Origin of the sequence: Megasphaera sp. SC8-1, from assembly GCF_024436295.1 — a bacterium.
In the GTDB taxonomy this organism is placed as follows: Bacteria; Bacillota; Negativicutes; order Veillonellales; family Megasphaeraceae; genus Megasphaera; species Megasphaera elsdenii.
The window spans coordinates 56,953-79,339 of record NZ_JANFQH010000011.1; the positions used below are offsets into that span (position 1 = coordinate 56,953).

General features: G+C 52.8%; 22 protein-coding genes. 9 read left to right on the forward strand and 13 right to left on the reverse strand.

All coding sequences use genetic code 11. From position 1 onward, the window contains the following. Positions 1-130 precede the first annotated feature (130 nt). Positions 131-970: a diaminopimelate epimerase gene (gene dapF / locus NOS26_RS03890; RefSeq protein ID WP_036205034.1), complete on the reverse strand. Its 840-nt coding sequence runs from the start codon at positions 968-970 to the stop codon at positions 131-133. Between the two features lie 159 nt (positions 971-1,129). Between dapF and NOS26_RS03895 the strand changes: the two genes are divergently transcribed. Further along, positions 1,130-1,972 carry an AraC family transcriptional regulator gene (locus NOS26_RS03895; protein ID WP_255917310.1) on the forward strand — a complete coding sequence of 281 codons (843 nt, stop codon included), beginning with the start codon at positions 1,130-1,132 and terminating at the stop codon, positions 1,970-1,972. On the opposite strand, the gene NOS26_RS03900 is transcribed toward NOS26_RS03895, so the two are convergent. Next, complete coding sequence (locus NOS26_RS03900; RefSeq protein ID WP_255917311.1) at positions 1,973-4,255, reverse strand: hydratase; 2,283 nt, start codon at positions 4,253-4,255, stop codon at positions 1,973-1,975. A 319-nt stretch (positions 4,256-4,574) separates the two neighbouring features. On the opposite strand from NOS26_RS03900, the gene NOS26_RS03905 reads away from it, so the two are divergent. From NOS26_RS03905 to NOS26_RS03915, 3 genes are read left to right on the forward strand one after another with little or no spacing between them, the layout of a single operon-like run. Next, a complete protein-coding gene (locus NOS26_RS03905; RefSeq protein ID WP_014015458.1) occupies positions 4,575-5,918 on the forward strand; it encodes a citrate synthase in 1,344 nt (447 codons plus the stop codon). A 3-nt stretch (positions 5,919-5,921) separates the two neighbouring features. Further along, positions 5,922-6,917: an isocitrate/isopropylmalate dehydrogenase family protein gene (locus NOS26_RS03910; RefSeq protein WP_170101342.1), complete on the forward strand. Its 996-nt coding sequence runs from the start codon at positions 5,922-5,924 to the stop codon at positions 6,915-6,917. Positions 6,918-6,935: 18 nt separating this feature from the next. Then, positions 6,936-7,895, forward strand: a complete 960-nt coding sequence (locus NOS26_RS03915; RefSeq protein WP_255917312.1) for an NAD(P)H-dependent glycerol-3-phosphate dehydrogenase — start codon at positions 6,936-6,938, stop codon at positions 7,893-7,895. 304 nt (positions 7,896-8,199) lie between these two features. On the opposite strand, the gene budA is transcribed toward NOS26_RS03915, so the two are convergent. The 11 genes from budA to dnaA all read right to left on the reverse strand — a co-directional run bounded on the left by budA (position 8,200) and on the right by dnaA (position 19,676). After that, positions 8,200-8,931, reverse strand: a complete 732-nt coding sequence (gene budA / locus NOS26_RS03920; protein ID WP_255917313.1) for an acetolactate decarboxylase — start codon at positions 8,929-8,931, stop codon at positions 8,200-8,202. 25 nt (positions 8,932-8,956) lie between these two features. Continuing rightward, on the reverse strand, positions 8,957-10,336 hold the full coding sequence (locus NOS26_RS03925; RefSeq protein ID WP_022498268.1) for a hemolysin family protein: 1,380 nt from the start codon (positions 10,334-10,336) through the stop codon (positions 8,957-8,959). Between the two features lie 26 nt (positions 10,337-10,362). Continuing rightward, on the reverse strand, positions 10,363-11,154 hold the full coding sequence (locus NOS26_RS03930) for a hypothetical protein (RefSeq protein ID WP_255917314.1): 792 nt from the start codon (positions 11,152-11,154) through the stop codon (positions 10,363-10,365). Between the two features lie 33 nt (positions 11,155-11,187). Next, a complete protein-coding gene (locus NOS26_RS03935) occupies positions 11,188-12,348 on the reverse strand; it encodes a pyridoxal phosphate-dependent aminotransferase (RefSeq protein ID WP_255917315.1) in 1,161 nt (386 codons plus the stop codon). 11 nt (positions 12,349-12,359) lie between these two features. Then, the gene (gyrB, locus tag NOS26_RS03940) at positions 12,360-14,279 is read right to left on the reverse strand and encodes a DNA topoisomerase (ATP-hydrolyzing) subunit B (protein ID WP_014015465.1); all 1,920 of its coding nucleotides are present in this window, start codon (positions 14,277-14,279) and stop codon (positions 12,360-12,362) included. A 75-nt stretch (positions 14,280-14,354) separates the two neighbouring features. Further along, on the reverse strand, positions 14,355-14,618 hold the full coding sequence (locus tag NOS26_RS03945) for a hypothetical protein (protein WP_014015466.1): 264 nt from the start codon (positions 14,616-14,618) through the stop codon (positions 14,355-14,357). Further along, positions 14,596-15,498, reverse strand: coding sequence for a DUF721 domain-containing protein (locus NOS26_RS03950; RefSeq protein ID WP_255917316.1), 903 nt, complete (start codon positions 15,496-15,498; stop codon positions 14,596-14,598). The genes NOS26_RS03945 and NOS26_RS03950 overlap by 23 nt, the downstream gene beginning before the upstream one ends. Beyond that, complete coding sequence (recF, locus tag NOS26_RS03955; RefSeq protein ID WP_014015468.1) at positions 15,479-16,591, reverse strand: DNA replication/repair protein RecF; 1,113 nt, start codon at positions 16,589-16,591, stop codon at positions 15,479-15,481. Before recF ends, NOS26_RS03950 begins: the two co-directional genes overlap by 20 nt. 2 nt (positions 16,592-16,593) lie before the next feature. Further along, positions 16,594-16,809 (reverse strand): RNA-binding S4 domain-containing protein, encoded by a 216-nt coding sequence (locus NOS26_RS03960; RefSeq protein ID WP_027895809.1) that lies wholly within the window; start codon positions 16,807-16,809, stop codon positions 16,594-16,596. Then, positions 16,809-17,924 (reverse strand): DNA polymerase III subunit beta, encoded by a 1,116-nt coding sequence (gene dnaN / locus NOS26_RS03965; protein ID WP_014015470.1) that lies wholly within the window; start codon positions 17,922-17,924, stop codon positions 16,809-16,811. The genes NOS26_RS03960 and dnaN overlap by 1 nt, the downstream gene beginning before the upstream one ends. Positions 17,925-18,149: 225 nt before the next feature. Further along, on the reverse strand, positions 18,150-19,676 hold the full coding sequence (gene dnaA / locus NOS26_RS03970; protein WP_014015471.1) for a chromosomal replication initiator protein DnaA: 1,527 nt from the start codon (positions 19,674-19,676) through the stop codon (positions 18,150-18,152). Between the two features lie 385 nt (positions 19,677-20,061). Here dnaA and rpmH point away from each other — a divergent pair, with 385 nt between their 5' ends. The 5 genes from rpmH (at position 20,062) to jag (ending at position 22,355) form a co-directional block, all read left to right on the forward strand. Next, a complete protein-coding gene (rpmH, locus tag NOS26_RS03975; protein ID WP_020310268.1) occupies positions 20,062-20,196 on the forward strand; it encodes a 50S ribosomal protein L34 in 135 nt (44 codons plus the stop codon). A 75-nt stretch (positions 20,197-20,271) separates the two neighbouring features. Beyond that, positions 20,272-20,625, forward strand: a complete 354-nt coding sequence (gene rnpA, locus NOS26_RS03980; protein WP_014015472.1) for a ribonuclease P protein component — start codon at positions 20,272-20,274, stop codon at positions 20,623-20,625. 6 nt (positions 20,626-20,631) lie between these two features. Then, a complete protein-coding gene (yidD, locus tag NOS26_RS03985) occupies positions 20,632-20,841 on the forward strand; it encodes a membrane protein insertion efficiency factor YidD (RefSeq protein WP_071821835.1) in 210 nt (69 codons plus the stop codon). A gap of 57 nt (positions 20,842-20,898) precedes the next feature. Next, entirely contained in the window at positions 20,899-21,567 is a 669-nt protein-coding gene (locus NOS26_RS03990) for a YidC/Oxa1 family membrane protein insertase (RefSeq protein WP_036205049.1), read from the forward strand. Further along, on the forward strand, positions 21,564-22,355 hold the full coding sequence (gene jag / locus NOS26_RS03995; RefSeq protein ID WP_014015474.1) for an RNA-binding cell elongation regulator Jag/EloR: 792 nt from the start codon (positions 21,564-21,566) through the stop codon (positions 22,353-22,355). Before NOS26_RS03990 ends, jag begins: the two co-directional genes overlap by 4 nt. The last annotated feature ends 32 nt before the right edge of the window (positions 22,356-22,387 follow it).

Sequence of the window (22,387 nt, forward strand, 5' to 3'; positions counted from 1 at the left end):
GTTTCACGTAAATACATGATGAGGATATCTCCAGGATTCACGCGGGCGCCCCGCGTGGCGCCCCTACAACGGCAAACGATGGGAAAAAACAGCTCATGGCCAACGTCAGAAACCGTTTTCTGCCAAAGCGCTAGTCTTCCAGCCAGTCGCCGGTGAAGGTGACGGCGGCCGGGCCGGTCATGTAGACGTTGCCGTCTTGTTCGTTGTATTCGATGTGCAGCGTGCCCAAGTAGAGCTGGACGTCGACGCTGCGGCCGGTGAAGCCGTTCAGGAAAGAGCCGACGGCGCAGGCGCAGGAGCCGGTTCCGCAGGCCAGGGTGGCCCCGGCACCGCGTTCCCACGTATGGACTTTGATGGTGTGGTCGTCGATGACCTGGACGAAGTTCATATTGGTCTTGCGCGGGAAGGCTTTATACGTTTCAAATTTCGGGCCCAATTCATGGAGATCGACGGCATCGACATCCTTGACGTAAGTCATGGTGTGGGGGACGCCCATGAGCAGGCTGGTGATCTTATAGGTCTTGCCGTCGATGTCGATGGGTTCATCGATGACCGGACCCGACGGGCCTTCCATGGGAATCTGGGCGCGGTCGGTAAAGGGTTTGCCCATGTTGATCGTGACCAGGCTGACTTTGCCGTCGTCGCCGACAGTGACTTTCGGTTTCATGATGCCCGCCAGGGTTTCGACAGCAAATTCTTTCTTGTCGATGATGCCGTTGTCGTAGACGTATTTGGCAAAGCAGCGGATGCCGTTGCCACACATTTCCGCTTCACTGCCGTCGGCATTGATGATGCGCATGCGGACGTCGGCTTTATCGCTCGGCACGATGACGATGATGCCGTCGGCACCGATGCCCGTATGAGGGGCGCACATCTTGATGGCCAGCTGGGAAAAATCCTTGTCAGCTCCGTTCTTATCTTCCAAAAAGACGAAGTCATTGCCTAAACCGTGCATTTTTACGAATTTCATAGTTGAGTCCTCCATAAAAAATATCTATTTCTGATTTCATTGCTTACTTGAATCCTTACAGTTGTTATTATACAATAGCGGAAAGTGGCAAATATATGAAAATAATGCTGTTTATATTGCAAATCCTGTTATACGTATATCAGGCGAGGTGACACGGCCATGGCTCAGAAAACCGGTTATTTAGCAGAAAAACTGAAACTCTTCCATCTCTCGGACAAGCGGCAGTGGACCTGCCCCTATCATTATCACGACTTCGACAAGATTACCCTTTTCTTCCGGGGCCATGTGTCGTATGACGTAGAAGGGACGGCTTACGACCTGCAGCCCTTCGACATCGTCGTCATCCCGGCCGGCAGGATCCACCGCCCTATCATCTATGGCGATGCCGTCTACGAACGCATCATAGCCTATATTTCTCCATCTTATTTACAGGGCTATGAACGCCGCGGCTGTCCGGCCGGGCAGATATTCACGCGGGAAAACGCCCCCATCCTGCGCCAGCCCCAGGAAGCGGACAATTTATACAATGTATCGTGCCGCCTGCGCCGGGCCTGGGCCGACATGGGCCCGGAAAGCCCGCTCCTGCAGGAAACGCTGTTTACGGAGTTCATGATCCACCTGACGCGGGCCCTTCAGAAAGACAAGCTCCACGTCGTCCAAAAAGGCCATCAGAATGAGAAGATACGCCGCATCCTGGCCTATATCGAAGAAAACCTGAGCGGCGACCTGTCCATTTCCAGCCTGGCCGCGGCCTTTTTCATGAGTCCCGATTACCTCATGCACCTCTTCAAGGCCGAGACGGGCATGACCGCTGCCAGCTACATCACGACGAAACGGCTGCAAAAAGCCCGCCACCTCATGCAGGAGGGGCGGGCTTTGACGGAAATCTGCTATGACTGCGGATTCACCAATTATTCGACGTTCTACCGGGCCTGGAAAAATCACTACCACACGTCCCCTAAAGAGGGGATCCGCGCTTTTCCCGATACCTTCGACGAATAATCAGCGGTTCTTATTGTAATTGATGAGGCAGCCGGCTTTGACAATCTTCTTTTCATCGTCCGTCATGGGAGCAATGTACAGCGACAATTCGCGCAAGTCCTTGCCAACGACATAGGCCTTGATGGCTTTCATGTCGCCGTCAAGGGATTTCTTGATGTCCGGTACATAGATGTAATCGCCGATTTCAAAGTCCGGTTCGCCTTCCATCTGGAAAGGCAGCATGCCCCAGTTGATGACGTTGGAACGATAGCGCTTAGTCGCATATTCCTGGCAGATGTTGGCCAGGCCGCCGAGGACGCGCTGGCAGCTGGCAGCCTGTTCGCGAGCCGAACCGTCGCCGGGCTTGATGCAGTAGATCATGCTGCCGATTTCTACGTCCTTCATAGAAACGTCGCCGAAATGAGCGCGCAAGACGGCAAAGACGTCTTTCAAGGCCGGATCGATACCAGCCGGGCAGTCGCCGGCCAGGCGGGCCCGTTCGACTTTGTCGACGTCTTTGGCCCGGCCGACGTATTCCGGATCGCGGCGGGACAAGGTGAATTCAGCTAATCCCAGGGGGTTGGACCGGTACGACGACGTTTCGCCAGACGGGATGAGTTCGTCTGTCGTCGTGACCGGGTCGAGGATTTTCGAGCAGACCTTGAGCAGGACCGAATCAGCCAGGGGTTCCATGTCCGGCCAATCCTTGATGTTCGGGCCATAGACCAGGGAAGCGCCTTCATCGGCCTGGCCGAAGCCCTGGTAAACGCGAGTCGCATAGGGCTGGTCATCGTAATCATAAGGCGTTTCGACGTAGTCGTCCATATAGCCTTCGGCCGAGGTCAGGACACCGCCATTGGCTGCTGTCGCGGCGATAGAACGGGCATCCATGAGGGCGACGGAAGCGAACTGGCCGTTGCCCGGCTTGGAGCCTTCACGGTTCGGGAAGTTACGCGTCGTATGGCGGATGCTGAAGGCATTATTGGCCGGCGTATCGCCTGCACCGAAGCAGGGGCCACAGAAAGCCGTCTTGAAGATGGCACCGGCTTCCAGGAGGGAGGCGACAGCGCCTTTTCGGACCAGGTCGAGGTAGACCGGCTGCGACGACGGATAGACATCGAGGGTAAAATTGCCATTGCCGCAGGAAGCCTGTTTCAGGATGTGGGCGGCAGCCATGACATTGCTGTAGTTGCCGCCGGCACAGCCGGCGATGACGCCCTGCTGGACCTGGAGTTTCCCGTTCTGGATCTTATCGGTCAGGCTGTATTTCAAATCTTTATTGCTCATGCGGCCGTTGATGGCTTCTTCTGTTTCGTGGAGGATATCTTCCAGATTGGCATTGAGCTCATCAATAGTAAAGGCGTTGCTGGGATGCATGGGCATGGCAATCATCGGCTTGATCGTGCTCAGGTCGATGTAAATCATACCGTCATAGTAGGCGACGTCGGCCGGATTCAATTCCTTATAGGCATCGCCGCGGCCGTGCTGGGTCAGATAGGCCTTCGTGTCTTCATCGGTCCGCCATACCGACGACAGGCAGGTCGTCTCCGTCGTCATGACGTCGACGCTGTTGCGGTAATCCGTCGTCATGGAAGCGACGCCAGGACCGACGAATTCCATGACCTTGTTCTTGACATAGCCGTTCTTGAAGACGGCACCGACGATGGCGATGGCAATGTCGTGCGGGCCGACGGCCGGGCTCGGTTTCCCCGTCAAGTAGACGCCGACGACGCCAGGATAGGCGATATCATAGGTATCGCACAGGAGCTGCTTGACCAGCTCGCCGCCGCCTTCGCCGACGGCCATGGTCCCTAAAGCGCCATAGCGCGTATGGCTGTCGGAACCGATGATCATGCGGCCGCAACCGGCCATCTTTTCACGCATGTACTGATGAATGACGGCAACGTGAGGCGGAACAAAGATGCCACCATATTTCTTGGCTGCCGACAATCCGAAGACGTGGTCGTCTTCATTAATCGTGCCGCCGACGGCGCAGAGCGAATTGTGACAGTTTGTCAGCACATACGGGAGCGGGAATTTTTCCATTCCCGAGGCTTTTGCCGTCTGGATGATACCGACAAAGGTAATGTCATGGGAAGCCATGGCATCGAACTTGATTTTCAAGTGTTCCATGGACCCTGATGTATTGTGATTTTTCAAGATAGAATAGGCGATGGTCCCCTTCCGCCCTTCTTCTTTCGAAATAGTCTTGCCTGTGAGCTGTCTGAGTTTGGCCACATCCTGTTCCGGTACGACATCTGTCCCGTGGACCAGGTACGCGCCTCCATCATATAACTGAATCATTCCAAGCCCTCCTTTGTCACCGCCTGGGCGATGGCTTTTCTCATCGTGAAAACAATGCAATCCATTTTCACAATATAAAAATTTAAGCATTTCAGTAAATATTATATCATAATTAAAACGGCCATGGCTACCCTTAAAACGTTTTATACTTTACGCGATTTTCATTTTACTTTCTCCATAATTATGCTATAATAACTTATACTTTGTAGGAATATGTTAAAAATCATTCCCAAAATAAACTTTATGAATATTCGTAGATAACCGATATTTTATAAGTTATTCTTCCATATTCATACTTGCAGGAAAGAGAGGAATCATCTTGGACAAAAATATTTATTTAGCCCAGTTTTATGGCAAGTCACAGAACTACACACAGATTCCCCGCGAATGGTTCACCAAGTACGGCGTAAAGCGCGGCCTGCGCAATGAAGATCATACTGGCGTCCTCGTCGGCCTGACCCGCATTGCCGATGTCGTCGGCTACCAGCGCGACGAAAAAGGCCAAAAAGTCGATTGCGACGGCGTCTTGTACTATCGCGGCATCGACATTCGCGAGCTGGCTAAAGTGGAAAATTATAGAGGCTATTTATACGAAGAAGCCAGCTTTCTCCTCCTCTTCGGTTATTTGCCGACTGAAGATGAACTGAATGCCTTCTGCAAGGTTTTACAAAACGGCTACGACCTGCCGGACGACTTCCTGGAAATGAACCTCCTGCGCCTGCCCGGCAAGAACTTAATGAATAAACTGCAGCACGCCCTGCTGACCCTCTATAACTACGATCCCGATCCTGATAACACCGACGTCTACCAGACTCTCCGCAAGGGCCTGAACATCATGAGCAAACTGCCGTCCATTGCAGTCTACGCTTATATGTCCAAAGTCCATTATTACAACCGCAAGAGCCTGGTCATCCACTATCCCCGCAAGGACTATTCGACGGCTGAAAACATCTTGTCCATGCTGCGGCCGGACAGCAAGTTCACGCCGAAAGAAGCGCAGCTCCTGGATCTCCTCTTATTTCTCCACGCCGACCACGGCGGCGGCACGAACTCGACGTTCACCAATATCGTCGTCTCGTCGACGGATACGGACCTCTACTCCAGCATGGCCAGCTCTGTCGGCGCCCTCAAGGGACCGCGTCACGGCGGCGCCAACATCCGCGTCTCCCTGATGATGGAACAAGTCATCGACGCCATCGGCATTAAGGCCACAGATGAACAAATCGTCGACGTCATCCACCAGATACTCAATAAGAAATTCAAAGGCTGTCACGATGGCCTGGTCTACGGCTTCGGCCACGCCGTCTACACCTTGTCGGACCCGCGCGCCGAAATCATGCGCCACTACTGCGGCATCCTGGCCAAGGAAAAAGGCATGACCGATATCTTCCGCTTCTACAACCGCTTCGAAAAGCTGGCCATGAAGACCTTGAAAGAAGAAAAAGGCGTCAACATGTGCAGCAACGTCGATTATTACAGCGGCTTCGCCTACAATATGCTGGGCATCCCGCGCGACCTCTATACACCGCTCTTCGTCATCAGCCGTATGGTCGGCTGGCTGGCCCACAACATCGAACACAAGCTGTATGATAACCGTATCGTCCGTCCGGCAGCGAAATACGTCGGCGACCTGATGGATTATATTCCCAGAAAGGACAGATAAATCATGAAGACAATTACCGTATTCAAAGGCGACGGCATCGGCCCGGAAATCACCGACGCTGTCCTGCAAATCCTCGACGCCACCAAGGCTCCCCTTTCCTATGAAATTTTCAACGTCGGCGCTGCCGAATATGAACGTCACGGCGCCCTTATCCCGGACGACGCTTTCGCTTCGTTTGAAAAGACCCATCTCCTGCTGAAATCGCCAATCACCACGCCTATCGGCAAGGGGTTCCGCTCGCTCAACGTCACGCTGCGCAACAAATACGATCTCTATGCCAATATCCGTCCGGCCAAATCGAATACGGCCGTCAAGACGCCCTTCCCCAACGTCGACATCGTCACTTTCCGGGAAAACACGGAAGACCTGTACATCGGCGTCGAATACAAGATGAATGAAGACACGGTCCACGCCATCAAGCTCATCACCCGCAAGGCCAGTGAACGCATCATTAAGGCCGCTTTCGACTACGCCGTAGCCCATGGACGCAAAAAGGTTACCTGCGTCCATAAGGCCAATATCCTCAAGATGAGCGACGGCTTGTTCCTCGACATCTTCCACACCATCGCCAAGGATTATCCGCAAATCGAAAGCGACGACAAAATCGTCGACAACACGTGCATGCAGATGGTCATGCGTCCGGAACAGTTCGATATCATCGTCACGCCCAACCTCTATGGCGACATCCTGTCCGACCTGACCAGCGGTCTCATCGGCGGCCTGGGCCTGCTCCCGTCCATGAACGTCGGCGACGACTATGCCATGTTCGAAGCCGTCCACGGCAGTGCCCCGGATATCGCCGGTAAACACATCGCCAACCCGACGGCTCTCTTGTGGTCGGCCTGCATGCTCCTGGAATATATCGGCGAAACGGCTATTGCCGCCAAGATCCGCAAAGCCGTCGACGAAGTCCTGGCCGAAAAACAGCATCTGACACCGGATTTGGGCGGCAGCGCCACGACGGAAGAATACCGCGACGCCGTCATTGCCAAACTGTAAGCTCAAAGGAGGTATTCCATGAAGATTACCGTCTTAGGCTGCGGCCGCTGGGGCAGTTTCCACGCCTGGTACGCCGACCACATCGGCCATGACGTCACCTTGTGGGGCCGTCCCGGTTCGCAGCACTTGCAGGAACTTTTAGAGACCCGGAAGAACGAATACCTGAGCCTTCCCGCTTCCATCTCGTTGACATCGGACCTGAAGGCCGCCCTGGACGCTGCCGATATCTGCATCATCTCCATCAGCGCCCAGCAGCTGCGCTCCTTTGCCCGTCATCTGAAAGCAGCCGGCTTTGCCCCATCCCTGCCCTTTGTCCTGGCCATGAAGGGCCTGGAGGAAGGGAGCGGCAAACGATTGACGACGGTCATGGCCGAAGAACTGGAACCGGCCGTACGCACGGCCGTCTGGGTCGGTCCGGGCCACGTCCAGGATTTCATCAGCGGCATGCCCAACTGCATGGTCATCGCCTCGGCTGATGAAGGCCTGACCCATTTCTTAGTCGATACCTTCACCAGTCCCCTCATCCGCTTCTACTATGGTCAGGACCTGTTAGGCATCGAAATCGGCGCTGCCGCCAAGAACGTCATGGGCATCGCCGCCGGTATGCTCGACGGCGCCCATCTGACCAGCCTGAAAGGGGCCCTCATGGCCCGCGGCGCTCACGAGCTCTCGGTCCTAGTCGCCGCCATGGGCGGCCAGGCCATGACCGTCTACGGTCTGAGCCACCTCGGCGACTACGAAGCGACCCTCTTTTCCCTGCACAGCAATAACCGCCGCTTCGGCCAGGACTTCATCGAAGGCAGGCCCTTCAAAAAACTGGCCGAAGGCGTCAGCACGACCGAAGCCCTCCTCGACTTATCCCAAAAATACGGCGTAGAACTGCCCATTACGGCAGCCGTCCATGCCATCATCAAAGAAAAAAAGGACCCCCACGAGGTCCTGAAAAATCTATTTCTCCGTTCTACTAAATGTGAATAATGAACTTGACGTAATTTAGCGGAAAGGGTAAAATAAACATGAAAAAGGTGCTGTCCGTAACGGGTCAGCCCCAAATAGCACTAAAGAATAATCGCCTTACTGCTTGGAGATGCAAAGGCGATTATTTTTTATTTAAAACCGCAAATAAGACAATCAGAAGTAACAATGTAATATTCAGATTATCCATGGGCCTCACCCCATTTCTGGGGCTTAAGTAACCGCCTATTGTTCGTGACAACACCTGACGATATTATACGAAATAAAAAATAACCTGTCAAAAAAATGCTAATGACAGGTTATTTTTTTATTTCCCTTGTTCAATCTGTTTGATTTCTTCCTGTGAAGCTGCTGTCAGGTCACCTCGTTCGAACTGCTTGTTATGGGGCATGTCGAGGATGAAGCGGTCGGCTTTGTTGAAGATGACCCGGCCTTCTTCCAGATCCAGGTCAAAGACGTGGCCGCCTTTTTTCCGGTCCGCTGAAATGAAGTGGGAATGCCAGCCCGACGTATTGACACCGCTCAAGTAGTCGGGAATGTAAATCCCGATGAGGCTGCCGTCTATATTTTCAAAGGTAAAGCGGCGTTCATCCGTTTCCAGGACTTTGGCAAAGGGCTTATAAGGCTCCTGCTGCTCCAGTTCGGTCCGGGCCGACACACGGCGGAAATGACCGTCGATGCGGACGATGTAGACGTCGTTGATGCCCAGCCGGCGGACATGTTCCGTCATGATTTCTTTCAAGGCTTCAATCGAAGGCTGATGTTTCAGCAAGACTGGTTCCTGATGCCGCAGCCACGTTACCGTCGCGAAGGGCGTTGTATCGGTCTGAGCCGCTTCTACTGCCGATTCGTCGCCTAAGACGCGGTAGGCGTGGCCGTCGATGACGATGAGTTCACCGGCTACGGCATGAAACGTGCCCAGCCCCGTATCTCCATGGAGCAGCAGTGTTTCCATATCCGTGCTGCCGTAATAATTGCCGCGGGCCAGGGCCTGCAGCGTAGACACCTGGTAAATGGCCTGGCGTTCTTCCCTTTCCATATAACCTTCCTTTCTTAAAGGCTGACTATTTTTCATTGCCCTTCTCCGCTTTTTCATCGCTATCCGGGCTTTCCTTGCGGGTCACTAAAATCTTATCGACCCGCAGGTTATCCATATCCATGACTTCAAAAGTGAAATTTTCCCATTCATACGTATCGGTTTCCCGCGGGATGCGGCCTACGCCATACGTCATGAGGCCGCCGAGGGTCTTATAGAGGTCCTCGTCTTCTTCGGGCAGGTCCTCTTCGATGTCGAAGAAGTCCTTGAATTCTTCAATGGTCAGCAGGCCTTCCATGAGCCATTCATTGGGACCGCGCTGGATGATGCGGTTCGCTTCTTCTTTCTTTTCTTCTTCACCGGCCGGCATGATGCCTACTAATTCTTCCAGGATATCGTGCAGCGTCAGGATGCCGCTGAAATTGCCGTATTCATCGAGAACGGCGACTTCATGGACACTGTGTTCGCGAAAGACGTGGACGACCTTCATGATGTCCATGGATTCGGGAATATAAATCGGCTTGTGGACGCTCTCTTCAACGATAGCTGTCAAAGAAACGTCCTTTTCCTTGCGGACAGCTGCATAGTATTTCTGAAAGATTTCGCTGACGGAAATCATGCCGATGAAATCATCCAGGGAACCCCGGCCTACGGGCAGGGTATTGTGATTGAAGGCCACCAGTTCCTGCATCATCGTCTCTTCCGGGTCCTCGACGTCAATCCAATCGACCTGGGTCCGGTTGGTCATGATATCGCCGACGTCCATATCGGCCAGGCGGAAGACGCGGTCTACCAGTTCCGGCTCTTCTTTTTCAAAGGCCCCCAGTTCGACGCCCTGTTCCAGGAGCAGCTTGATTTCATCTTCTGTGACGGGCAGGACTTCTGGCTTGTTGACGCCCATGATTTTCGTGACCACTGCCGTCGACCAGGACAGGATCCAGACGACCGGTGTACAGAGGACGGAAAAATAGAGCATCGGCCGGGCCAGGAGACAGGCGATTTTTTCCGGTTTGTCGATGGCAATGCGCTTGGGTACGATTTCACCGAGGATGATCGTCAAATAGGTGATGAAGGCGACGATGCCCGTCAGGCTGATCGTATAGGCATAATTTTCCAGGCCGGGGATCTTGGCGACGTATTTCGACAAGGGCCCGGCCATTTCCGTGCCCCCGTAGACACCGGTGAGCAGGCTGACCAGGGTAATGCCGAACTGGACCATGGAAAACATCTTATTCGGATTTTCACGCAGTTTCAGGACGATGGCCGCCGATTTGCTGCCTTCATCGGCCAGGGCTTCCAGCCGCGACTGATGGCAGCTGACGATGGCCATTTCCAACAGCGAAAAGATGCCATTGCCAAAAATCAGCAAAATGATGACGAGAAATTGTTTCCCTAGGGAAAACTCCACAATAGATACACCCTCCTTTTACCTCGCTACCACCAAGGACCGACGCCGATGCCGATGCCACCGTGGTGGTGCCAGCCGCCGCCCCAGCCAATGCCGATGCCGACGCCCACACCGGGTCCGCTGTGGGAGGATTCACTCCCATGACGGTCGGCTTCGTCGACGATGGTAAGGGTCTTGGTCACAGTCCGTACAGTATCACCGATCTTCACGTCGATGACCAGGTCGGTCTTGCCGGCCTGTAGCGGATGGATATTCATTTTTTCCGTAATATCGGCGATTTTGGTATTCAAACTCGTCGCTTTGACGTCATAAGGAATCATGCCCGGTACGTGGACGCGGATGATGCCGTAGCTGCCCAGGGGAATCTTTTTCGGATAGACGACGACTTCGACTTTGTCCATGAGTTTTTCCGTATTGCCGTAGATAAGGGCCGCATCATCGCCGGCCTGCAGTTTCCAGGCACAGCTTTCATCCTTGGCGACGAAATAGTTGCCCATGAGGACGTGAGATGCCGTATCATAGGCCTTTACATGATAGAAGTAATCGCCGACGAGGTTCTTATCGACGCGGAAATAGTAGCTGCCAACGAGTCCCGTCGTCTGGGACGGCAAATTCTGCAGCAGTCCCGTGACCTTATCGTAGGTACTCCCTTTCAGGATGTAAAAGTCATTGAGGTTCTTGACATTGACCGTCGGGTCTGTCAGGACGATGGCTGCCGTTTTTTCAGTACTGCCAGCTGCCGGCGCCTCTGCAGCCATGGCGGTCATGGCCGTGACGGTGAAACAAAGACTGGTCAAGAGTATTTGCCATTTTTTCATCGAAATCCCCTCCCATACACAGGGTAAAGCAGATCATTTTTTCAAGATAGAAATATTTTCGAGCCGTTCCATAGCCTTTTCCAGGGTTTCGTCGCGGACGGCGAACTGCAGCCGCGCCAGGTGATGGACCGGTTCGATGAAGAACGTCGACGCCGGCACCAGGGCGACGCCGACTTTTTCCGCCAAATCCCGGCAGAATGCCTCATCGTCGTCATAGCCATAGCCGCCGATATCGACGAGCATGTAGAAAGCCCCTTGCGGTACATTATGGCCGATGCCGATATCATCGAGGTGCTTCATGACGAAATCCCGCTTGCGCGTGTACATGGCCCGCAGACCCTGGTAATAGTCCGGCCCGAAACGAAGGCCCGTGATAGCCGCTTCCTGCAGCGGACTGGGCGCGCTGATGGTCAGGTAGACGTGGAGCTTCTTGATGGCTTCCGTGATTTCCGGCGGAGCAAAGATATAGCCCAGGCGCCAGCCCGTGATGGAATACGTCTTGGACAAGGAACCGCAGCAGAGGGTCCGTCCGTACATGCCGGGCAGGGTCGAAAAATACGTATATTCCGTCGGTTCATAGAGGATGTGTTCATAGACTTCGTCGATGACGACGAAAGTATCGTATTTTTCAGCCAGGCCGGAAATGACCAGCAACTCGTCGCGGCTGAAGACCTTGCCGCAGGGATTGGACGGGTTGCACAGGAAAATGACTTTCGGCCTCTGTTTAAAAGCCGCTTCCAGTTCATCGCCATCAAAAGTATAGTCCGGTTCCCGCAGGGAAACGTAAATCGGTTCGGCGCCGCAGAGCAGGGCATCCGTGCTGTACGCTTCGTAAAAAGGCGAAAAGAGGATGACTTTATCGCCAGGGTCGACGAGGGTCATCATGGCTGCCATCAAAGCTTCCGTCCCGCCACAGGTGACGACGACTTCTTTTTCCGGGTCGATAGTCTGTCCCGTGAACTGCCGGCGGCAGTCGGCCATGGCCTGGCGCAGATTGGCTGCGCCAGGGTCCATACTGTACTGATGAGGTCCTTCCTGAGCGACCTGGCTGAGGCGGTCGCACATGGCCTGAGGAGGCGGGAAATCAGGGAACCCTTCAGCCAGGTTGATGGCTCCGGAAGCTTCGGCAATGCGCGACATCCGGGCGATGACCGATTCTGTGAACAATTCGATTTTTCGGGAAAGTTTCGGCATAATGTCTCCTCTTATAAATCCAGGTTGCGGACTTTCTTGGCGTTTTCTTCGATGAACTTGCGGCGTGGTTCGACTTTGTCACCCATGAGGACCGAGAAAATGCGGTCCGCTTCGGCAGCATCTTCCAGTTCGACTTTGAGCATCGTCCGGTTTTCCGGGTCCATCGTCGTTTCCCACAACTGTTCCGGGTTCATTTCGCCCAGGCCTTTGTAGCGCTGGACGACGACGCTGTTGTTATCGCGGCCCAGTTCATCGAGTTTGGCCTGCATCGATTCATCCGTATAGAAATACCAGACCTGTTTGCCCTTACGTACCTGGTAGAGCGGCGGCTGGGCGATATAGACGTGGCCATCCGTGATGAGGGGCTTCATGAAGCGATAGAAGAAGGTCAGGAGCAGCGTCCGGATGTGGGCGCCGTCGACGTCGGCATCGGTCATGATGATGATCTTATCATAACGGCGTTTGCTCAAGTCAAATTCCTGGCCGATGCCCGTACCGAAAGCGGTGATCATGGAACGGATTTCATCATTGGCCAGGATCTTGTCGAGGCGGGCTTTTTCGACGTTGATGATCTTGCCGCGCAAGGGCAGGATGGCCTGGAAACGGCGGTCACGGCCCTGCTTGGCACTGCCGCCAGCCGAATCCCCTTCGACCAGGTAGATTTCCGTCTGGTCCGGATTCTTTTCCGAGCAGTCTGCCAATTTACCGGGAAGGCTGCTGATTTCCAGAGCATTCTTGCGGCGCGTCAGTTCCCGGGCACGACGGGCGGCCTGGCGGGCGCGGGACGCGGAAATAGTCTTGGTGATGATAGCCTTGGCTTCGGACGGATGTTCTTCAAAAAATTCCTTCAAGCCATCTGAAATGATATTGTCGACGATGCCCTTGACTTCGCTGTTGCCCAGCTTGGTCTTGGTCTGGCCTTCGAACTGCGGTTCCCGGACCTTTACGCTGATGACGGCCGTCAAGCCTTCGCGGACGTCTTCGCCGGACAAGTTGTCTTCATTTTCCTTAATGATACCCGCACTGCGGCCATAATCGTTGATGGTACGCGTCAGGCCGGACCGGAAGCCGCTCAGGTGCGTGCCCCCTTCTTCGGTGAAGATATCGTTGACGAAGGTCAGGATATTTTCGCTGTAGCCGTCGTTGTACTGCATGGCAATATCGACGATAACCTTATTCTTTTCGCCGTCGACGTTGATGATCGTCGGGTTGACGGCCTGATGGCTCTGGTTGAGAAATTCGACGAACGACGTCAGGCCGCCTTCGTAGCAGTAAACTTCGCTCTTGCCTTCGCCGCGCTTGTCAGTCAGCGTGATGTGCAGGCCCTTATTGAGGAAGGCCAGTTCGCGCAGGCGCGTCTTCAAAGTATTGAAATCATAGACCGTGTCCGGGAAGATTTCGTGGTCCGGCTTGAAGGAAACTTTCGTCCCCGTTTCTTCGCCAGCTTCCAGGGGACGGATTTTCCGGAGCGGTTCGTCCGTCACGCCGCGGGTGAAAGAAATGCCCCATAAGTAGCCATCGCGCTTGACCTGGACCTTCGTCCAGACACTGAGAGCGTTGACGACGGAAATACCGACGCCGTGGAGGCCGCCGGAGATAGGATAGCCGTCGCCGCCGAATTTCCCGCCGGCATGGAGGACAGTCAGGACGACTTCGACAGCGGGCTTGCCGATCTTATGCATGGCTACGGGGATACCACGACCATTATCGACGACAGTAATGCTGTTATCTTCCTGGATCGTCACTTCGATGTGCGTACAATATCCGGCCAGGGCTTCGTCGATACTGTTATCGACGACTTCGTAGACCAGATGATGAAGGCCTCGTGTCGATGTACTGCCGATGTACATCCCAGGCCGTTTGCGGACGGCTTCCAAGCCTTCCAATACTTGAATCTGTTCGGCACCATATCTAGCTTTGTCTTTCGACATAGAGATTCTCAACTCCTGTTTCTTGCAATTTTAGTGATCCATTTAGGCAATCTAACACTTTATTATACCTTAAATTCAAACATTTTTGAATACATACCTTGCCTGGCGCAGACACTTCTGATAACGCCGGACCATCGTTTCCCCCGTGACCGGCAGGGCAAAGACCTGTTCTCCCGTGATGACCAGGCAGCGCCAGTCCCTTTCCGGTATCCCGTCGACAGCCACCAGGGGAAGGCACAGGTGCTTGCGGACGGACCGGCCCGGATGACCGTTCAGGTTGATGATGGCGACGATATCGCCGGCAGGGATGGAAATCTCACGGCTCAGGTGAAGATACATGGTCGTCTTTCCTCCTATATTTGGCAACGAGGTTCTCAATGAATTTCGGCGGAATCTCACCGGGAACGCGGCGGGTGATGAGCATAGCCAGAGTGAAATCATCGGCCGCCGTATCGTATTCATAATAGACCTTTTCAATATACGTATAAATCAGGTTCCGGCGGACTTCATTATACGCCTGTTCCACATCGCCTGCCGTCACCGGTACCTGGAGATAAGCGGCCAGGGCTTCCCACGACAGCCAGGGCATGTCGTCGAGGTGGGAACGGATCTGCCGTTTCAAGGCCTGCCGGGCCTCACTGCGGCAAAAGAGACATTCCTTTTCGCCAGGCGCCATCCAGCGGCCGCAGCGGGGACAGGCGGCGAAGCCTTCCAGCTCATAGGCCTTCTTCCGCTTGGCCTGGGCAAAGCGGAGCTGAACGACTTTTTCCCGCAGTCCTTCTGGCAGATGAGCCGTTTCCCGGCGGATATGGGCCACCGTTGCGTCATCCAGGCGCACCTGGCTGACAGTCTCTTTAGGAAAGACATCTTCCACCTCGCCTTCCAGGGTCTCATAGACCGTCCGGACCGGCTTCTTTCCTTTTTTGACAAAACGGACATCGGCAATGGCCCGATGCCCGACATAAGAATTAATTTCCTCTATTATTTTATTTTTATACATAAACAAGTAATTCATATAGACCGGGTTCATGACGGCAATGATGACCTGTTTATCCTTAAAATCTAATATATATGAATATTTAGCAATCTGTTCGCCTGCAATCTGCTTCCAGTCCCGTTTGGCCTGGTACAGGTGATAGGGCAAAAGAAGCCGGGTCTGCTCCAATACCTTCGGTATGGCTAAACCGGCTTTTTTTAATTCAAGACTGCGTTCCTCCATGAGACAGCACCTTCCCTTTTTCAATACAAATGGGATGACACCCGGCCATGCCGGCAAAGATGTCCGGCTCCGTCGTCGTAATGAACGTCTGGATACGGTCGCGGACAAAGTCGAGCAAGGCCTGCCGGCGATCCGGGTCCAGTTCGCTCATGACGTCGTCCAGGAGCAATACGGGATATTCGCCCGTCTCGGACTTGACGTATTCCAGCTCTGATAATTTCAAGGCCAGGACGGCCGTCCGCTGCTGTCCCTGGGAACCGTATTTCCGCAGGTCTGCCGGGCCGACGGAAAAGACGAGGTCGTCCCGATGAGGGCCGACGGATGTTGCCTGACGGCGGACGTCTTCTTCCAGATGGCGCTGCAAGAGCGTATAGTACCATTCCGGATCGGTCTGATGGCTCCGGTCGCCGCCGCCGTAGGGCTGAACATATGTTAGGTCCAGCATCTCCTGGCCCCGGCTCAATCGCTTGTGGAGGACGCCGGCCAGAAAGGCCAGCTTGTGCAGGGCCGAAAGCCGCTTGGCTACCAGCGAGGCCGCAAAGCCGGCAATCTGGCGGTCCCATTCCTCGATGGGATGGATGCCTTCATATTTCATTTTCTTCAGCAAGAGATTGCGCTGGGAAATAGCCCGGTTATACTGCAGCAGTTCCTGGTAATAGGACCGGCTGACCTGGGAAATCTCCATGTCCATGAACCGGCGCCGCAGGGACGGGCTGCCCTTGATGAGCTGCAGGTCGTCCGGCGAGAACAGGACTTCGTTGAGCGTCCCGACAAGTTCCTTCTGGGGAACTTTTGTTTCATTGACCCAGAGTTCTTTCTTGGCCGTCTTCGATAAGATGATCTTCAGCTGCTGCCGCGTTTCGCTCCGCCTGAACTGGATGATGACGCTGGCCTGGTCCTGGTTCCAGCTGATGAGGTCGGCGTCGGCTATGCCCCGGTAGGACTTGCCGATGCCTCCCATATATAAGGATTCCAGGAGATTCGTCTTGCCCTGGCCATTCCTCCCGTACAGGAGGATGATGGCTTTGGGAAAAGTGATCACTTCGTCCTCATAATTGCGGAAACGGTGGAGCCGGACCGATTCAATCATCATAATTATTCACCTTTAATCAAATACGTACCGATACCTTTAATTTCGACTTTGTCTCCCGGATAGAGTTTTTTGCGTTTAGCAGTGCATAAATTTCCATTTACAAAAATTTTCTTTTCGTCCAGCAGGAAGCGGATTTCACCGCCGCTCTGTAAAATACTGGCCCATTTCAAGAATTGGTCGAGCTGGATCATCGCGGTCGTAATAGTTACTGTTTCCATCATTTTGTCCTCATAGGCGTTACAACAAATACACAAGACGTATCTTCTTTATCCTGGACCAGCATGGGGCTGTTTTCCTTAGATTTCAAGATGACTTCCGAATCATGGCAATGTTTCAGGATATCGAGGATGAATTTCCCGTTAAAGGAAATGTCCAGGCCCTGGCCTTCCAGATGGCAGGGAACGTAATCTTCGACGGTCCCGTAATCGGGATGCTGGCTCATGAGCTTGATCTGATCGTCGGCGACAATGAAGTTGATGACATTGTACTGGGCATCTTTGGCTACGATGGAAGCGCGTTCGACGGCGCCCGTAAATTCCGCCCGGTCTACGGTGACGACGCACTTGAAGTCACTCGGGATGACGCGCCGATAATTTGGGAACTCCCCTTCGATGAGCCGCGTCCGGATGTAGACATTGCCGAACTGGACGGCCAGGTAATTCCGGACCGCCGTGATTTCTACCGTTTCCGGGATATCCGTCGGCAGCTGGCGGGAAATTTCTGATAACAGTCGGCTGGGGATAACGGCCTGCAGCGGATTATCCACAGGTTCATCCAAGGTGGCCGTCTTCAAAGCCAGGCGGTGCGTATCCGTAGCGACCATGGTCATCTGGTCGCCCTGGACATCGAGGTAAGTCCCCATGAAAATCGGCCGGGCCACGTCGGTGGCACAGGCATAGGACGTATTATCGATGAGGTCTTTCATGACGACGCTCGTCGTCGTAAAGCTGGCATAGCCGTTTTCGACGATTTCGACTTCATTGAAATCATCGGGATTCATGGTCAGACATTCAAACTTGAGTTTGCCGCCTTTGATCATAAGCTGCGTATCGGCATCTTCCTTGATGATTTCGATTTCATCGCTGGGCAGGCGCCGGGTCAATTCCATTAAATACGGATTGGCAATAAAAGCTTCCCCGCCTTCTTCAATGATGCCGGGAACTGTAATCTTGATGCCCATGTCGTAGTCATTGGCCTGGAACTCGATGATACCATGCAGGGCTTTGATAAGCAAGCCGTTTTCAGAAGATATGTTGTTGCTTTTGTTCTGAGCGACTTTCTGGACTGCCTGCAGGCCTTTGTTCAGATCTTCTTTTTTCAGTTTTAGTCTCAATGGGTTATCCTCTTTTCTGCGCTGAGTAAATTAATTAAATGTGAATTAAAAAATAGTAGTCTTAGTAATAGAGGCTGTGAATTTGTGGATAAGTGGAAAAAGTCAGCTATTTTAACCTATCCACACCTGTGGACAACGTGTGGATAAAACGTTGATTTTTATCCACATTTCCACTGTGGATTTCTTTTTTCGACTTATCCACAATGTATGTACAATTTTATCCGCCTAGTTATCCACACCGCGGATTTCATTCATCATCTTTTCCAGATGCTCCTTGAAATGGCTGTCCTTGTCGATTTTTTTCCGGATCTGGGAGCAGGCATGCATGACTGTCGTATGGTCGCGGCCGTTGAAGGCTGTCCCGATATGGGGATAGGTATTCCCCGTCAGTTCACGGCACATGTACATGGCAATCTGCCGCGGCAGAGCGATGTCCTTGGTCTTTTTCTTGCCCATCAGTTCTTTATAATTGATGTTATAGTGCTGGCAGATATAGGTCGTGATTTCATCGATGGTGATGTATTTCTTCTCATCCTGGGCATCCGTAATATAGTGGATGGCATGTTTGACCAGGGGCAAAGTGACGTTGCTCTTGGATTGTGACGCTTCCAGGAGGACACGGATAAAGGCGCCGTGCAGTTTACGGATATTTTCACTGACATTGGCTGCGATATAATTGAGGGCATCCAGGTCGCAGGTGATATTTTCTTTTTCAGCCCAGGCCCGCAAGATGGCCGTACGCGTTTCCAGATCAGGCGGTTCAATCTGGGTGACCATGCCGTTTTCAAAGCGCGAACGCAGACGTTCTTCCAATTTCTTGATATCCCGTGGCGGCCGGTCGCTGGTGAAGACCATCTGCTTTTTGTCCTGGTAGAGCTTATTGAAGGTGTGGAAAAATTCTTCTTTCGAGCTTTCTTTATCGCCACGGCCCAGGAACTGGATGTCGTCGACGAAGAGGACGTCGACGTTGCGGTAACGGCGGCGGAAGCTTTCCGTGTTCTTGTCCTGGATACACTGGATAAATTCGTTGACGAAGTCTTCGCTGGTGATACAGAGGAGACGCATATTGGGGAAGTTCTTCAGCAGTTCGTGACCGATGGCGTGCATCAGGTGTGTCTTGCCCAGGCCGCTGCCGCCGTAGATGTAGAAAGGATTCCACTTCTGGGCCGGTGCCGCTGCAATGGACTTGGCCACGGCCGTAGCGACGCGGTTGCTGTTGCCGACGATGAAGTTATCAAAGGTATAATCTTTATTTAAATTATTATTATAAGGGGTTTCATCGGGTTTGACGGGAACGGCTTCTTTGACGATGGGCATCGGAGCCGTATTGTCGTCACTGATGGGCAACTCAGGCTGGACCCATTCTGTCTGTCCTGACGGGACGGAGTGCGTATCCGGGACTACAGTTTCCGTCGGTGCAGGGGTGGCAGCCGGCTTGGACGGCAGAGTAATGGTTTCGGCGACGGCTTCGGACTGGCTTTCCCCGGCAGGTTTCTTTTCCTGGCTTGTGATCAGCTGGACCCGCGTCGGGCGGCCGATGGCGTCTTGGGCGACCGTCTCCAGGATGTCCGTATATTTTTTGCTGACGTAATCGCGGAGAAAATTCGTCATCGTGTCCAATATGAGAAGATTCTCTTCTTCAGAATAAGAGTAGGGAATGATGTTGCCTTCAAACCAGTTGGTAAAAATCTCTTTGGGCAAGACTTGTTTCAGGTTAGCCAGCATTTTTTCCCATAAGCTGAGCAGGTCCATAATAATCCTTCCAATCTGTGCGTAAAATTGTGCGTGACATAGAGTGTACCATATAAAGTGTATATGTGTATAGCCTGAATTGTGGATAAAGGGGATAAGGGGGACACAAAAAGGCGGAAAGACGATAATCATCGAATTTCCGAGGGCTTATCCACTTATCCACAAAATGTGGATAGATTGTTGACAACTTATTTATCTATCCACATTTTACAACAAAACCGAAATTATGGGAAGAAAATTTTCTTGGAATACTTATACAGAAGGTATACGCAAAAAGCATAGGGCTTAAAAAATGGGACTTGACAGCCAGAAGCTGGCTTACTATAATTAACCTGTTATGGTGTAAATTCATTTACTGTCAATGACGACAAAGGAGGTGTCTAGCTTGAAACAGACATATCAGCCGAATACATTGTGGAGAAAGAGAACTCATGGCTTCCGCGAAAGAATGAAGACAAAAGGCGGCCGCATGGTTTTGAAAAAACGCCGCATGAAAGGCAGAAAGAAACTCTCTGCTTAATTATTACGAGATAAACAGAAAAGTTCCGGATGGCGGAATTTTTCTGTTTTTCTGGCATTTTTAGGACAATTACGTATGTATGAACTAACAAAAGAGCAACGGCTGTGCAAAAATCATGAGTACCAGCTCGTATACCGCCGCGGCAAGTCGTATGTCAACCGCCGCGTCGTCCTGTACGTCCTGCCGCGCTCACCGAAACAGCCGACCCGGATTGGTTTCGTAACGGGTAAGAAAATCGGCTGCGCCGTCGAACGCAACCGCTGCCGCCGCCTGATGAAGGAAGTCTATCGCCTGCACCAGTTTGAATTGCGCGATGGTTTCGACTTGGTCCTCATTGGCCGCAGCAGTTTAAAATACGCCGGATACAAAGACGCAGAACACAGCATCCTGCAGTTATTCCGGCATGCCAGGGTATTAAAGAAGAAGTGATGACACATGAAACGGTGTTTCATAGCCCTTATCCGGTTTTACCAGTTGTTCATATCGCCCCTTCACCGGCCGTGCTGCCGGTTTTATCCGACTTGTTCTGCTTATGCCGTCGAGGCCTTGCAGAAGTACGGTGCTGTCAAAGGGAGTTATTTGGCACTAAGGCGCATTTTAAAATGCCATCCCTTTCACAAAGGCGGATATGATCCGGTACCGTAGATCCCTATTTTTACAACTGAACAGGAGTTGAGCGTATTGGGCTTTTTCAGTGGAATAATGGATGTCCTCAGCGGTATTATGACGACATTCATGAATTACTGCTATGCATTTACCCAGAATGTAGGCTATCCGAGCTATGGCGCTGCCATTATCATGCTTACTTTGATCATCAAATTGGTTCTGGCACCGCTTACGGCGAAACAGATCCGTTCCATGGAAGGCATGCAGACCTTGCAGCCTAAGATCAAAGAATTACAGAAGAAATATAAGGGCAATCAGAAAAAGATGCAGGAAGAAATGACCAAACTGTATCGGGAAATGGGCGTCAACCCCTTGTCGGGCTGTCTGCCGATCCTCATTCAGATGCCATTCCTCATCGCTATTTTCTATGCTCTACGGGAATATCCCTATGACCCGGCTTTCGAAAGCTTCTTATGGCTTCCCAGCCTGGGCCAGCCGGACCCCACATATATCATGCCGGTACTGTCGGCAGTTTCGACTTATTTCATCCAGAACCAGATGTCCGGTGCGCAGGTAGCGGCTTCGGATGCACAGGCCAAGCAGCAGAAGATCATGAAGATCGTCATGCCCTTGTTCATCGGCTGGATCAGCTTGAATTTCCCCAGCGGCCTGGTCATTTACTGGGTTGTTTCTAACGTATTCCAGTGGGCACAGCAGTACCTCATGACCCACCTCAAGAAAAAAGGAGCACGATCAGAAGCATGAGTACCATCGAAACTACAGGAAAAACGATTGAAGATGCCGTCCGTTCCGGCCTGGTACGTCTCGGCAGAATGAAAGATGAAGTCGACATCGAAGTCTTGGAAGAACCGAAAAGCGGCTTTTTCGGCTTCGGCAGCAAGCCGGCTAAGGTACGTATCACCGAAAAAGAAGGCGTACCCGTCGTCCCGGCTATGGAAAGCCAGCTGGAAGAAGCCGAAAAAACGGCGGCTCCGGAAGCTGCCGAACCGGCTGTCCGCGTAGAAGCAGAAAGCCTTCCTCAGGAAGATACGGTATTGGCTGTACCGGAAACGGCCGAAGCTGCTGAAGAAGCCTTCACGGCAGAAGAAGCAGCGGCTAAGGCCAAGGCCTTCCTCCAGGAAGTCCTCAAGAACATGGGCATCGACGTCGTCATCGAAAAGATGATCAAGTCCGATAAAGTCCTGCTTCACCTGCATGGCAAGAACCTGGGCATCCTCATCGGCAAACACGGCCAGACCCTGGACGCACTCCAGTACCTGACCAACTTGACGACGAACCAGGGGGAAACGACGCGTCATTTCATCATGCTCGACGTCGAAAATTACCGCCATCGCCGCGAAGAAACGCTGAAACAGCTGGCTATTCGCCTGGCGAACCGCGTCAAAAAGAGCGGCGACCGCGTCGTCCTGGAACCGATGAACGGCTATGAACGCAAGATCATCCACGTGACCTTGCAGAACGATCCCCAGGTCCGCACGGAAAGTGAAGGCCAGGATCCCTATCGCCACGTCGTCATCTATAGCCAGGAATAAGTATTTAGTTTATGGATTATATAAGGAGCTGT